We start from the raw sequence: 13612 nt of genomic DNA on the forward strand, positions 1-13612 counted from the left end.
ATTGACACCAATGGAATTTGAAACAGTTATAGGTCTGGAAATACACGCGCAGCTCAAAACTGAATCGAAGATATTCTGTGGTTGTTCCACACAGTTCGGCTCTCCACCAAACACCAATACCTGCCCGGTCTGCCTCGGCATGCCGGGCTCTCTGCCCGTGTTGAATAAAAAAGTGGTGGAATATTCAATAAAGATGGGTCTGGCAACAGACTCTACCATCAGGCGCTATAACCAGTTTGCCAGAAAGAACTATTTTTACCCCGATCTGCCGAAAGGGTATCAGACCTCGCAGTTTGACCTGCCCATAGTTGAGCACGGCGCTGTTGAGATCGAGGTTGACGGCAAGACAAAGACCATTGGTATCACCAGGATGCACATGGAGGAGGACGCGGGCAAACTCATTCATGATGAGGTTGAGCCATACTCGTACGTGGATCTGAACAGAACAGGTACACCTCTTTTAGAGATTGTTTCAGAGCCGGATCTGCGTTCGCCCGAGGAAGCGTACGCATATCTGAAGAAGATTCATGCCATCCTGCGCTATCTCGATATCTGCGACGGCAACATGCAGGAGGGCAGTTTCAGGTGTGACGCCAATATCTCACTTCGTCCGGTTGGCCAGGAGGAACTCGGAACCAGGACTGAGCTGAAGAATATGAACTCTTTCAGAAACGTGCAGACGGCCCTGGAGTATGAGGTTCGTCGTCAGCGCGACCTGTTGCTTGACGGTGAGAAGGTCATTCAGGAGACGTTACTCTGGAATCCGGACAAGAATCGCACCGAGTCCATGCGCGGCAAGGAAGATGCCCACGACTACAGGTATTTTCCCTGCCCCGACCTCATCCCCGTGGAGATAGACGAAGAGTGGATTGAAGAGATCAGAAAGACTTTGCCGGAGCTTCCCCAAGAGCGTAGAGAGCGTTTCCTGGGAGACTATGGTTTGCCGGCGGATGATGCTACTATTCTCACCTCGGAGCGTGAATTAGCCGATTATTTTGAAGCATCGCTGAAGTCCGGGGCTACCCCTAAAAAGGTTGCAAACTGGATCATGACGGAGCTCCTGCGGGAATTAAAAGGGGAATCCATTGAAGGTTGTAAGGTCACTCCTGCCCAGCTCGGTGATCTGATCGCCATGATCGACAAGGGAACCATCAGCGGCAAAATCGCCAAAACCGTCTTCCTGGATATGATGGACAGTGGCAAGGACGCCGAGGTGATCGTCAAGGAGAAAAACCTGGTTCAGGTCTCTGACGAAGGAGAGCTCATGGCCATAGTCGAGGAGATCGTTGCCGCCAATCCAGCTCAGGCTGAAGACTACAGAAACGGAAAAACCAAGCTTATGGGCTATTTTGTCGGGCAGTTGATGCAGAAAACCAAGGGCAAGGCGAATCCGAAGATGGCCAATGAGCTGTTTAACAAGGCCTTGAACGGCTAATCGTCTGAGACAACCGTGGATAAGGGTGAATGGCAGCAGAAAGGAGCAGGGCACAGGGGCCGCCTGCGCGACAGATATCTGTCGCGTGGTCTCGATGGGTTTACTGATACGGAAATCCTTGAGCTGCTGCTCTCTTTCGGCACACCAAGAAAAGACTGCAAAGAATCGGCCAGGGAGCTGCTTGCGAGATTCGGCACCCTGGCGAAAGTCCTGGAGGCACCAGCCATTCAGTTGCAGGAGGTACCTGGTGTCGGCCCGAAAAACAGCTTCGCGATCAGTTTTATTCAGGCAGTAGCATCCCGTTACCTGCAGCAACGTATCGAGGGGAAACGCTATCTGCATTCTTCAGCTGAGGTCCAGCAATACCTGGAGCACTCGATGAGAGGGCTGAAGCGGGAAATTCTCTCAGTTATCTACCTGGACTCATCCCACGCCATTCTATCTTCTGAAGTTGTCGCTGAAGGCACTATAAACGTGAACACCGTCTATCCCCGGGAGTTGGTGCAGGGCGCATTGACCAGACATGCGGCAGCTATTATTATCGCCCACAACCATCCTTCGGGTGCTCTTCGACCATCACCACAGGACATCAGCCTGACCAAAAATCTCTACCTGATCTGTTCATATCTGCAAATTCAACTCCTCGATCATTTCATAGTTGGTGATGGTGTCTATAGTTTTGCTGACAATGGCATGATAGACACGATCTCCCGTGAGTGTCTCAAACTCAGGGAAACCCTGAGTAGACGTTAGTCTGAATTTGTTACTGGCACAGGTGGAGTTTGATCAGAGCACCGCGGTCGTCGATACCTGAAAAATATTCAATTTCCGGTTCTTTTGCATGAGTTCTCTCTATATCCATATTCCCTTTTGTCAGTCCAAGTGTGGTTATTGCTCCTTCTCTTCATGGCCCGGCCTGGAATCTGTGCACGCCAGCTACGTGGAGGCGGTGCACAGGGAGCTGACAGAAACAGCAAAGCAATATAGCGGGGGACCACTTACAACACTCTTTTTTGGTGGTGGCACTCCCACGATGTTGTCGAGCAGGCAGCTGATTCGGCTGTTGAACTGCTGTGTAGACAGCTTCGGTGTGGAAAGAGATGCAGAGGTTTCCATTGAGGCAAACCCTGGAACAATAGAGAGAATTCAACTCGACGATTTGAAGAAAGCCGGCTTTTCAAGGGTTTCTGTCGGTGTGCAGTCTTTTCTGGCTGAAGATCTCAAGGCGCTTGGCAGATGTCATACTTCGAGTGAGGCGGTTTCCGCCATTACAGATCTCAGGGCAGCGGGTTTTGAAAATATCAGCCTGGACCTGATGTACGGCTTGCCGAATCAGACGGTGGAGAGTTGGTGCCGGAATCTTGAAAAGGCGATAGCCCTGGACCCGGAACATATTTCCATGTATCAGCTGACCATTGAAGATGGTACGGCCTTTGCCGGTCTTGCCGAGAGGGGAATGCTGGATCTGCCTTCAGAGGAGACCATCATTGCCATGGATGAGGTGAACCTGAGTCGTACCGGGTCGGCCGGGTATGACTGGTATGAAATATCCAATTATGCCAAACCTGGTTTTCGCTGCAGACACAACCTGGCCTATTGGCACAACGAAGAGTACCTGGCAGCCGGTGCAGGGGCGGTGAGTTATCTGGGTGGTGTAAGGGAGCGCAGAGTTGATGATCCGGTTGAGTACATGGCACGGATCATGGCCGGGAATAAAACGGTCATAGAACGGGAGCATCTGGCCCAGGATGATGCTTTCAAGGAGACTGTGATAATGGGCCTTCGTTTGACCGAAGGCGTGAAATTAGAGCAACTACAGGCTCGTTTTGGCATGGATCCGTTTTCTTACTACGGGACCACCCTGAAAAAGCTCCTGGATGCGGGTTTTATGGAGAGCTCTGATACACATCTGAGAGTGAGCGAAAAAGGCAGGCTTTTATCAAATGCTATTCTTTCAGAACTTGTGTAGCCGCAACTTTATGCCGCAGATATGGCAAAATAACTAGCCAGCATTTCTAGTGATCTTTGTTGACTTGAAACGAAAAACAGCCTGTTTTTTAACCGCTTCAAGCAATTCGTGTTGGCGCTCTTTTGAGAATCGATTTATAGGGTCATGGGAAATGAGGGCTAGCCCTCACTCCAGTTTGTGTAGGGGTTGCGGGCAAGGCTGGCATTGTAGTAGCGTCCGTCGCCGGTAACCTCTTCGCCTATCCAGGCTGGTAGGGGAAAGTCCTGATCCTCTGCCTCCAGTTCAATTTCAGCCATTATCAGGCCAAGATTCTCGCCTAGAAATTCATCGACCTCCCAGGTGAAGCCATCATAGTCGATTTTGTGACGAAACTTCTCAATTATTGAGGACGTAGCAAGAGTTTCCAGCAGGGCGTTTGCTTCTTCAGGTGGGATTTCATATTCGAACTCGTGGCTGGAAAAATCAGAACTTCTCCCCTTTATCGTAAGATACCCAGTCTCTCCAACAAGCCTGACCCGTACTGTCGGCCCCTGGCCGGAACTCAGGTATCCTTGTCTGTACAATATCCCCTCAGCAAGACCACGCCAGCTGTCATCTTTAACGAGGTATTTTTTTTCTATTTCAATTGCGTAGCTCAAAGTCAGGCCTCAGTAAGAAGGGAGAAGGGAGGTTACCGTTTCCTGTTCATTTCAATGGAGCTGAAGTTCAGGGTGGAATATATGGTCATCACCGGAAAAATACACGCCATCAGAAAGATGTTTAACAGTGGAATCATACTGACAAGGGCCGGTAACACGCCAATCTTGAAGGAGGTGCTGCCGTGCTCGCGTATCCAGAATATCTTTTGCCCGAGGGACCACCTTCTTCTTGATGACGGGTAATCAACGAACATCAGCGCTGAGTAATAGGTATAAAGCAGGAAAACGACAGCCTGACCGATACCGGGAATGAAATTCACCATCAGGGCGACCATGGTGACCAGTATGCCGAAGAAGGCAATTTTACATGCCTCAAAAATATCTATCAGGATATTACGCAAGCTGAGACCGTCATCGGGTTCGAACTTATCACCGGTGTGAAGTTTTTCTGCGGAGACACTCAAAAAGGCATACCCGGGTGAGGTAAGAGCGTAGGCCACGAGAAAGGCGAGATAAAAAGAAACTATCCGGGTGATCAGCACAAAGAGGAATTGAGCAAACAACCAGCCCTTGTGTTTAATCCACCCAAGCACGCCTGCAGCTTCGGGTGGGCTGGAAAAAAAGCCTGAGGCGAGCGAATCGATAATTTCAACACTCAGGGTGTAGCCGGCGGCGGTGAGGGAGACTGTTGCCAGAAAGAGGAGAATAGACCAGCCAAGAAGCCGTTTTTTTCTAAACATAAAAGACAGCGAGTATGAGATAGTGTACCACCTGGGGAGCGGCAACGGTTGCCGGGTGCCTGCCATCATGACGGAAAACGCCTCCTGTAATCACCGGTAAAGGCGATGGTTGTGATTGGGTAGTATAAAATTGATAGAGTGCTAAGTCGTACTCAAAATAGAACTTTTTTATACCATGTAAAGGGCAGGATGACATTTTTTCTATGCTGGTTTAGACTTGGCCCATGACTATTATAGCAAATACCAAACAGAAGGCAGTGTATGTATGCCGGGAGTGCGGATACCTGAGCCGTAAATGGCTTGGCAGATGCCTGGATTGCGGTGAGTGGGACAGCATGGATGAGCAGATTCAGGCTGAGCCCAAGAGCAAGGTAGTGCTGTCACCAACAGATAAACCGGTTCCTCTGCATCTGGCGCCGGATGGGGATGAGGAGCGGGCCACAACCGGCATTGCCGAGCTCGACCGGGTCCTGGGGGGTGGCATAGTTCCGGGTTCTGTGACCCTGATTGGCGGTGAGCCGGGTATCGGTAAGTCCACGTTGCTGCTGCACATGTTGGCAGAGGTTGCCGCACAGGAGAAAAAGGTCCTTTACGCTTCCGGTGAGGAATCCGCCAGGCAGATCAAGCTGCGGGCAAAACGATTGGAGGCGATCCACCCCAACGAATATCTGGCCACAGAGAATTCTGTGGAAAAGATCATCAGCATGAGCTGTGAGATGATGCCGGATCTCCTGGCGGTTGATTCGATTCAGACCTTGAGCTGTGCAGAGGTAACCTCTGCCCCAGGTTCGGTAAGCCAGGTCCGGGAATCGGCGCACAAGCTGCTGGAGATGGCGAAAAAAGAGAACATTCCTGTAGTTATGGTTGGTCATGTAACCAAGGAAGGCGCCATAGCAGGGCCGAAAGTGCTTGAACATATGGTCGATACCGTACTCTATTTCGAGGGAGACAGAAGTCACGCCTTCAGGATTCTCAGGACTGTAAAAAACAGATTTGGCTCAACCAACGAGATCGGGGTGTTTGAGATGAAGGAGGAGGGGCTGGTGCAGGTTTCCAACCCTTCTGAGATCTTTCTTGCTGAGCGGCCCCTGGATGAGCCGGGGTCTGTGGTGCTTCCGAGCGTAGAGGGTTCACGACCTATACTGGTTGAGGTTCAGGCGCTGGTGTCACCAACAAACCTGGGTACCGCCAGGCGAACAGCCATAGGAACGGATCAGCAACGGTTGTCTCTGCTCTGCGCCGTGCTGGAAAAGAAGGGTGGTATGGATCTGTATGGCCATGACATCTTTTTGAACATTGCCGGCGGCATCCGTATCGATGAACCGGCGCTGGATCTTGGTGTGGTCTGTGCCCTTGCCTCAAGTCTGCTGGAGCGTTCTATTCCGTCATCCACGGTAGTGTTCGGAGAAGTTGGACTTGCCGGCGAAGTGCGGGCCGTAGGGCAGGTGGATATCAGGGTCAAGGAGGCTGAGCGGCTTGGATTTACGCGCTGCATTATCCCCAAAAGCAACGCTGAGCGGTGCGTTCGGCCCGAAGGATTGGAAATTATCGGGGTCGCGACAATGTCTGAATTGCTCGAGGTCATATTTAACCAGCCATGAATTTATGCTGCTGCAGGCAGTAAGCTGCGCTGCTCACCTTGTCCTGAACCTGAAGTAATTGCAAAAATAGCAACAGCTGCGTATATTCACTGTTACTGACCGATTCGATTACAAAACCAGGATGACAAAATACCTACTTGAGGAGAGAGACATGTCTGACAATCACCATGATCACCACCCGGAAGATCCCAGTGTCTGCTACCGTGTCGCCTTAGTATTCGTTGCAGTGATCGCCGCAATCACTGTTCTTGCAATATTCAACTAATTGCTGAACTGTTCAGAGAACCACAGTGGCTTTTAGCAGGGGCTTCATCCTGCCAGAAGCCACGCCCTTCACCCCGTACCCGTCTGCCGTATCCTTTATTTCATCATCCCCCGCATAAAACAATTCTTCAGATAATATACGTCGCGTAATTCCCTGAATTAAAATATATATATGATCATGTCACTATCGGATGGAGCTGTTGTTCTGCCCGAAGAGGTAGTCAGACGTTTTCCGGAAATACCCATATCGGGGGGAGGGGTGATTTGAGTTCTTTTGAAAGCGACCATAGTGAAGAAAGCTCTGGAATAGAAAAGGAAGTTGTCATTCTTATGACTGATATGGTGGGCTATTCACACCTTACTGCCCATATGCGGCCAAACGGCATTCGCGATTTTATTGTGGATTACCATCGCACGATCCAGGAGATTGTGGCTGCGGAAGATGAAATGGTCAGGGTGGAGCCACTGGCGGGGGATGGGGCACTGATCATTTATGAAAAACGTGCGGATGAACTTGAGTCGGCCCTCTGCACACGGGCAACCGTTACCGCGCTGCGTCTGGCCGATGCTGTAGACAGTGGTTTGTTACCGCCAACCAGAGTTGGTCTTCACTTTGGGGAGATAATAGAGGCGAAACTCAATGGCAGGTCGGTGAAATTCGGGGCAAGCTTTGCTATTGCTGCACGACTTGAGGAGTTGTGTGACTATTTTGGCTCTCCGTTGTTGATGGATCAGAATGTTGCTCTCAGGTATCAAGGTTATAACGGCTGCGAGGAAGAATTTGTGAGTGTTGGCAGGGTGATGCTGGATAGCTTCGCGGAACCGTTGCAGATATATACCGTCTATAAACCTGGCCTGCACAATATCCCGAAAGAAGTGGATAGAGGACTCTTCAGAAATTTCATAGCCCTTAAAGAGGAGGCCATGAGATATTTCTGTGGCGAGGCGACAGCCGGGCTGGCGCCGGATTTTCCCAGAGCAGTGGAATTATTGACTGAGGCTCAGAACCTCTACATGCAGATGAGTGGATCAACCGACAGGTCGACAGAACGAATTCTTGAATACATTCGGGAAACACCAGCACCGGATAGCGATTTTTTAACAAGCGGCATGAGGCTGAGTAAAAAGGGCAGGGAATCACTTGGCGCCAGGTTGTTTCACCTCTCAGAAGAGTTGTTGAAGGCGATGAATCAGGAATTATATCATGCGCTGGTGGTGGACACGGCATGGGAAAAATATTTTAAGCTGGAGTGGCGAAAGATGGGGGAAAACATCATCACCATTAATGACAGCCCCGATGGCGTCTATTTTATAGACAGCGGTGAAGTGGTGACTCTCAATGAACACGATGAAGAGATAACCACTCTCTCGGCTGGAACAATTTTTGGTGAGATGGCCTATTTCAATAAGGAAAAGAGAAGAACAGCAACAGTTCGTGCCACTACGGATGTGGTTATCAGAAGGATCTCCAGCGAAGACTTTGAGAAGATACCAGTGATTGTGAAGATCTTTGAGAGAATAGCCATGGCGCGGCGCTGAACGTTAGCGCCGCGCGGGTGGAAGTGATCATCCCGGATACCGTTTGAGGAGTTTCAAGGAGAGGGTACGGTATCCGGGATATGGGGGCTTTTCTTTTATTCTGCGATGAGAACGACGTATTGGCTGATTTCACCACTGCGAACCCTCAACAGTACCCGCTCGGGGTCTTCGGAGTCGGCTATTTCCTTGTTCAGCTCTGTAACGTTACTCACCAGGTTTCTGTTGACCTCTTCAATCAGCATACCAGGGCGCAGACCGGCCATGGCGGCAGGGCTGCCGGGTTCAACCTGGGAGACAACTACACCTTGTACGTTCTGGTAGCCGAGCCGTTCGGCAAGTTCGGGAGTAAGGTCCTGAAAGGCCAGTCCAAACTTTTCAAGGTTGGATTTATTGATCTGGTTGGATGAGGCAACCCTGGGGTCAGTCGGACGCTCCCCGATGAGGACGTTAATTTGCTGATTCTTTCCGTTGCGAACCACATTGAGCTTTGCTGTGGTATTCGGGCTGAGCAGGGCAACTTTATTTCTCAGATCGGCTGTATCTGAAAGCCTGTTACCGTTCAGTTTGAGAATTACATCGCCGCGCCTGATTCCCGCTTTCTCAGCCGGAGAGTCTTTCTGGACTTCGCTGACCAGGATGCCACCGGCTTTTTCCAGGCCGAATGATTTGGCAAGATTCTCATTCACATCCTGAATAACGACACCGAGCCAGCCCCTGGTGACCTTACCGCTGGTTTTCAGCTGTGCCTGAATATTCTTTACCATATCAATAGGGATGGCAAAGCCGATACCCATGTAGCCGCCGGTTCTGGAAAAGAGTGCGGAGTTAATGCCAACCACCTCGCCATTGATATTCAAGAGCGGGCCACCGGAGTTGCCGGGGTTGATAGCTGCATCGGTTTGGATAAAGTTTTCGTATTCGTTAATGCCTACACTGGAGCGGCCGGTGGCACTGACTACGCCGACGGTGACGGTCTGGTCAAGACCGAAAGGGTTACCGATGGCGATGACCCACTCACCGACCTCGAGTTTGCTGGAGTCACCAAGGGGCAGGGTGGGGAGACTGCCGCTATCCTTGATCTGTATCAGGGCGACATCCGACTGGGGATCTGCACCGACCAACTCTGCCTTAAACTCGCGACCATCAGACATGGTAACTGTGATTTTGTCTGCATCGGCAACAACATGGTTATTGGTGAGGATATACCCGTCCTTACTGATAATGAATCCGGAACCAAGTCCCTGTTGTTTCTGTTTGCGAGGCTGATTTGGCCCCTGGCGGAACTGAGGGCCGAAAAATCGTTCAAAAAACGGGTTGTTGAACATTTCTTCGAGCCGGGGATCCGTCATGGCCTGCACACTCTTTTCAACTTTTATGTGAACAACGGATAGTTTGGCACTTTTTACTACTTCCACAAAGCCATTATCTTTTATTGGTGCGCTGGTTGCGGTGGTAACATGCCCCATAAGCAGGCCTATCGTAAACAGCATACTGAGCAGCAAAATAGGATATGAGAGACTTCGTACCCGTATTGACATTGCGTATCTCCTGTGAATTTAAAATATTTTCAGAAGGATAAACCCAATAGTTACAAGTGGTCGTTATACGAGACTCCTGAAACAGAATGCGATGACCGCCAGGTTTACCTAACCTCATTATAGAGGACACATTAAGCCATGTGAAAAATGGGTCAAGGAAGATTACTGAAATGTAATCTTTTGAAATATAAAGGGGATGGGGTGTGGTGGGGAAGGGGGGCTGTAGCTATCGAACAGCTACAGCCCTTGGTAAAACGGCTGAAACCGGGAACGGAATCCCGAAAAGCATTTAGGAGCGAATCATATCCGCGATCTGGAAGGCAACTTCAAGACTTTGCTCGGCATTCAGGCGAGGGTCGCAGGTGGTGAGGTAATTCTGGTGCAGTTCCTCGTCGACAATGTTTCTGGCACCACCGGTACATTCGGTGACGTTCTCGCCGGTCATCTCAAGGTGTACACCGCCAGGAACAGTTCCCTCTGCCCAGTGGGTCTCGAAGAAGCAGGTGATCTCAGACAGTATGTCGTTGAAATTTCTAGTCTTGTGACCGCTCTCTGCGGTGTAGGTGTTGGCGTGCATCGGGTCACAACTCCAGACGATATTGTAGCCTTCACGCTTCATCTCTCTCAGGAGTGGTGGCAGAGATTTTTCCACGTTCTTGACACCAAAACGAGTGATGAAGGTGATACGGCCAGCCTCATTATCAGGGTTGAGGGCCTCAAACATCCTCTTGACGTTGTCTATGTCATGGGTGGGTCCGAGTTTGATGCCAATCGGGTTCAGAACTCCCCGCAGGAACTCCACATGAGCACCGTCAAGCTGGCGGGTTCGTTCACCAATCCAGAGCATGTGAGCAGAACAGTTGTACCAGTCACCTGTGGTTGAATCCACCCTGGTCAACGCTTCTTCATAACCGAGCAACAACGCCTCGTGGGAGGTGAAGAGCTGAGTCTGGTTGATTTGTGGGTTGTCGGTGGCGATACCGATCGTTTCCATGAACTTTATGGCCTGGTCGATCTGTTTTGCGATGCGGCTGTAGGAACGTCCCATCGGGGATTGGGCTACAAACTCCTGGTTCCAGGCATGTACGCGCTGCAGGGAACCGAAACCGCCGCGGGTGAAGGCACGAAGCAGGTTGAGGGTGCTGGCAGCCATATTGTATCCCATCATCATATTGTTGGGATCAGGTATCCTGGCTTCAGAGGTGAAATCGGGACGGTTGACCATATCACCGCGGTAAGATGGCAGCTCAACGCCATCAATGGCTTCGAGGTCTGCAGAACGGGGCTTGGCAAACTGGCCGGCAATACGGCCGATCTTGACAACAGGCTTGCCGCCGGCATAGGTGAGAACTACAGCCATCTGCAACAAGACCTTCAGGGTTTCCCTGATGGTGGGCGCGGTGACTTTGGAAAAATTCTCAGAGCAGTCGCCGCCCTGGAGTACAAATGCGTCTCCCGTAACAGCTTTGGCGAGTTGTTGCTTCAGGGTGCGAATTTCGCCGGCAAAAACCAGTGGCGGTAAAATTGAAAGATGCTGAAGCACACGATCAACTTCCTGCTGATCTGGCCAGTTTGGTTGCTGGAGAGCGGTGTAGTTCTTCCAGCTGGATTTCGTCCAGGTGTCTGAATTAGTCGTCATTCTGTTCCCTTTTATAGTGATTTGTTCCAGGTCGGTGCGGAGGGGCCGATGACGGAGGCTTTTACATGCAGCATCGCTCAACGTCAAAAGCATTGAGAATTCGCAACTCCCTCTCCCTGCGTTTATCTTTACGGGGAGGGGGGAAGACAAGATTGTCCAGCATGAGTTCCGCGGATTTTCGGTCAGGAATAGAGTGTAACCCATATCCGAGAATCTTGCCAGTTGAAGTATCAATAAGTTCGGCATCTCTGCCATTTGTGACAACGGCAAGAGGGATTTCGTAATCCGGGTTGAGTACTCTGGCCGCCGCAACAGCAGCACGCTCTCTGCTCACAAGCGATCCGGGACCATAGCGTAATATCAGGAAATCCCTGCCGGCAAGGTGGAGTGTCAGTTCAATTGTGGAGCGGACGTAACATCGGGAAAAAAGAGTTTCTATAAAGCGTCTGGGCTGCAGTTCATTCTTGCCATATCCTTTCTCTTCCACCATCATACGACTGAGCCGTTGTCTGATGCGTTCGTCATCAGTGTCGGTCAACTCCTCGCCATTGAGATAGTCTTCGAGGGTGCCGTAAACCAGGTGGTGTGAGATTTTTTCTGACATGAATGTTGAACCTCTTTTTCTTTTCAGGATGTTTGCGGGCTGTTAAAAACAAGTAATACCCGGAGGAGAAAAACACAAGAGTGAGAGGTAGTTGGGGAGGTCTCTTTAGGGTGGGTCCATGGTTTTTACTCAAGTGTTCAAGTGAAGTTGATACCGGCAGGTGCAATTGGGCACTATTACGGACCGGGATCGATATGTCTGGTAAAACAGGTCTGTTCAGTGAATGAAAACACTGGTAAGAAGTGCAAAGCGTGCAGAGTACGTTATGAGATAAACAGAAGGTAACATTACCCGGAGCTTTGAAATGAAAGACTCAAAAAATATTGTGAAAATCACTCTTACCTGTGCACCGCAACTGGTTGAGGTGATGGAGGATTACCTGGTGGGTGTGCTGGAGGCTGCTGTGGAGACAGGAGTTGAAGATAAATTGCTGGAGCAGACACTCCATGCCTTTCTTGAAAAAGAGAGCGCAACAGAGGGAGAATTGGCTGAGACTGTGATGCAGCTGCTCTCGTATGGGTCTGAGATGGCAACTATATTTGGTGTGGACAAGCCAAAAGTCGAGGCAGCGCTGCTGGAAGATGAGGACTGGGCGAGCAATTGGAAAAAACACTTTGCAGCGTTCGAAATCACACCGGGTTTGATTATAAAACCGACCTGGCAGGACTATCAGCCAGGGCCTGGAGAGGTTGTAATCGAAATGGATCCGGGTATGGCTTTTGGTACTGGTCACCATGAAACAACCAGCCTCTGTATGCAGTTGATGCAGGCAGCGCTGGCGGATTCGTCTTCTGATACAGTTCTGGATGTTGGTACCGGAACAGGCATTCTTGCCATGGCGGCGGCACTCTTTGGTTCGAATAAAGTTGTCGGTATCGACAACGACCCGGATGCGGTAGCGGCGGCTGCGGACAATGTCGCCCATAACAATCTGAGCGATAAGGTGGCAATAGACATCACCCCTCTGGAGGAGATCGAAAGTGAATATGAGGTAGTTGTGGCGAATATTATCCACGACGTCCTAATATCGATGCGGGAGGACCTTGCAAGGTGCACTGCAGCTGGCGGGTCGCTGATTTTATCAGGGATACTTGCGGGGGAGCAGGCAGATAACATCAGCAAGTGTTTTCAACAAGTGGGATTCAGGTGTTCAGATCGCAAAGAGCAGGGGGAGTGGGCTGCTCTCCGATTGATAAAGGCCGGGACGCCGTAAGACTGGTGCTGCGATCAGGCCCCCTGTAGTTCGTCAGGGGGCTTTTATTGGAGTGAACTGGTAGTTGGAGTCAAATATAATACCGACACCATGTTCCTCATGCCGGATTACCACTCCGGTTGCTTCGACGAGCACATGCTGCTCTTTGAGGTTGCGAAGCGCATCGACGGAAAGAAGGATCTTCAGTTTCCTGACATCGGCCAGGGAGAGTGAAAATGCAAGCCCTACCTTGGTGGCAAGCGGTAACTGCTGTTCCGTTTGCAGAAACGCACCACCCCCGCTCAGGTTGGCAATAACCGTTTCTGTGCCTCCAACGGTATGACGGGAGACCGATTCGCTGACAGAGAGCCTGGCCTTGATATCGGGAGAAATTCTTTCCTGGATGCGACGTTCGTAGCTCATACGCTTGGACCTGTGTTTGTACCGGAGCTG

12 protein-coding genes are annotated in these 13612 nt (G+C 50.6%); 6 read left to right on the plus strand and 6 right to left on the minus strand.

The window, feature by feature from the left end:
• Nucleotides 1-10 precede the first annotated feature (10 nt).
• From gatB to hemW, 3 genes are all read left to right on the plus strand, one after another.
• Nucleotides 11-1435 (plus strand): Asp-tRNA(Asn)/Glu-tRNA(Gln) amidotransferase subunit GatB, encoded by a 1425-nt coding sequence (gene gatB, locus FCL45_RS03140; protein ID WP_136796093.1) that lies wholly within the window; start codon nucleotides 11-13, stop codon nucleotides 1433-1435.
• Nucleotides 1436-1450: 15 nt separating this feature from the next.
• Entirely contained in the window at nucleotides 1451-2188 is a 738-nt protein-coding gene (radC, locus tag FCL45_RS03145; RefSeq protein WP_136796092.1) for a RadC family protein, read from the plus strand.
• Nucleotides 2189-2276: 88 nt separating this feature from the next.
• Nucleotides 2277-3404, plus strand: a complete 1128-nt coding sequence (hemW, locus tag FCL45_RS03150; RefSeq protein WP_136796091.1) for a radical SAM family heme chaperone HemW — start codon at nucleotides 2277-2279, stop codon at nucleotides 3402-3404.
• A gap of 158 nt (nucleotides 3405-3562) precedes the next feature.
• On the opposite strand, the gene FCL45_RS03155 is transcribed toward hemW, so the two are convergent.
• The gene (locus FCL45_RS03155; RefSeq protein ID WP_136796090.1) at nucleotides 3563-4042 is read right to left on the minus strand and encodes a CYTH domain-containing protein; all 480 of its coding nucleotides are present in this window, start codon (nucleotides 4040-4042) and stop codon (nucleotides 3563-3565) included.
• 32 nt (nucleotides 4043-4074) lie between these two features.
• Nucleotides 4075-4782 carry an EI24 domain-containing protein gene (locus FCL45_RS03160; RefSeq protein ID WP_267314005.1) on the minus strand — a complete coding sequence of 236 codons (708 nt, stop codon included), beginning with the start codon at nucleotides 4780-4782 and terminating at the stop codon, nucleotides 4075-4077.
• A 224-nt stretch (nucleotides 4783-5006) separates the two neighbouring features.
• On the opposite strand from FCL45_RS03160, the gene radA reads away from it, so the two are divergent.
• A complete protein-coding gene (gene radA, locus FCL45_RS03165) occupies nucleotides 5007-6383 on the plus strand; it encodes a DNA repair protein RadA (protein ID WP_136796089.1) in 1377 nt (458 codons plus the stop codon).
• 528 nt (nucleotides 6384-6911) lie between these two features.
• On the plus strand, nucleotides 6912-8186 hold the full coding sequence (locus tag FCL45_RS03170; protein WP_136796088.1) for a cyclic nucleotide-binding domain-containing protein: 1275 nt from the start codon (nucleotides 6912-6914) through the stop codon (nucleotides 8184-8186).
• Between the two features lie 95 nt (nucleotides 8187-8281).
• Here FCL45_RS03170 and FCL45_RS03175 read toward each other — a convergent pair whose 3' ends face one another.
• The 3 genes from FCL45_RS03175 to FCL45_RS03185 form a co-directional block, all read right to left on the minus strand.
• Nucleotides 8282-9724 carry a DegQ family serine endoprotease gene (locus FCL45_RS03175; RefSeq protein ID WP_136796087.1) on the minus strand — a complete coding sequence of 481 codons (1443 nt, stop codon included), beginning with the start codon at nucleotides 9722-9724 and terminating at the stop codon, nucleotides 8282-8284.
• A 289-nt stretch (nucleotides 9725-10013) separates the two neighbouring features.
• Nucleotides 10014-11363 (minus strand): class II 3-deoxy-7-phosphoheptulonate synthase, encoded by a 1350-nt coding sequence (locus FCL45_RS03180; RefSeq protein ID WP_136796086.1) that lies wholly within the window; start codon nucleotides 11361-11363, stop codon nucleotides 10014-10016.
• A 61-nt stretch (nucleotides 11364-11424) separates the two neighbouring features.
• Nucleotides 11425-11967 (minus strand): type I restriction enzyme HsdR N-terminal domain-containing protein, encoded by a 543-nt coding sequence (locus FCL45_RS03185; protein WP_136796085.1) that lies wholly within the window; start codon nucleotides 11965-11967, stop codon nucleotides 11425-11427.
• Nucleotides 11968-12271: 304 nt separating this feature from the next.
• On the opposite strand from FCL45_RS03185, the gene prmA reads away from it, so the two are divergent.
• On the plus strand, nucleotides 12272-13180 hold the full coding sequence (gene prmA / locus FCL45_RS03190) for a 50S ribosomal protein L11 methyltransferase (protein WP_136796084.1): 909 nt from the start codon (nucleotides 12272-12274) through the stop codon (nucleotides 13178-13180).
• 33 nt (nucleotides 13181-13213) lie between these two features.
• Here the strand turns inward: prmA and FCL45_RS03195 are convergent, their stop codons facing one another.
• Nucleotides 13214-13582, minus strand: a complete 369-nt coding sequence (locus tag FCL45_RS03195; protein WP_136796083.1) for a PilZ domain-containing protein — start codon at nucleotides 13580-13582, stop codon at nucleotides 13214-13216.
• Nucleotides 13583-13612 lie beyond the last annotated feature (30 nt).

Origin of the sequence: Desulfosediminicola ganghwensis (genome assembly GCF_005116675.2) — a bacterium.
Classification (GTDB): Bacteria; Desulfobacterota; Desulfobulbia; order Desulfobulbales; family Desulfocapsaceae; genus Desulfopila; species Desulfopila ganghwensis.

Bases quoted from the DNA above. Each gene is read 5' to 3' on its own strand.
- radA (WP_136796089.1), top strand. From the start codon at position 5,007: ATGACTATTATAGCAAATACCAAACAGAAGGCAGTGTATGTATGCCGG.
- FCL45_RS03180 (WP_136796086.1), bottom strand. From the start codon at position 11,363: ATGACGACTAATTCAGACACCTGGACGAAATCCAGCTGGAAGAACTAC.
- FCL45_RS03160 (WP_267314005.1), bottom strand. From the start codon at position 4,782: ATGTTTAGAAAAAAACGGCTTCTTGGCTGGTCTATTCTCCTCTTTCTG.
- FCL45_RS03185 (WP_136796085.1), bottom strand. From the start codon at position 11,967: ATGTCAGAAAAAATCTCACACCACCTGGTTTACGGCACCCTCGAAGAC.
- FCL45_RS03195 (WP_136796083.1), bottom strand. From the start codon at position 13,582: ATGAGCTACGAACGTCGCATCCAGGAAAGAATTTCTCCCGATATCAAG.
- prmA (WP_136796084.1), top strand. From the start codon at position 12,272: ATGAAAGACTCAAAAAATATTGTGAAAATCACTCTTACCTGTGCACCG.
- FCL45_RS03175 (WP_136796087.1), bottom strand. From the start codon at position 9,724: ATGTCAATACGGGTACGAAGTCTCTCATATCCTATTTTGCTGCTCAGT.
- hemW (WP_136796091.1), top strand. From the start codon at position 2,277: ATGAGTTCTCTCTATATCCATATTCCCTTTTGTCAGTCCAAGTGTGGT.
- gatB (WP_136796093.1), top strand. From the start codon at position 11: ATGGAATTTGAAACAGTTATAGGTCTGGAAATACACGCGCAGCTCAAA.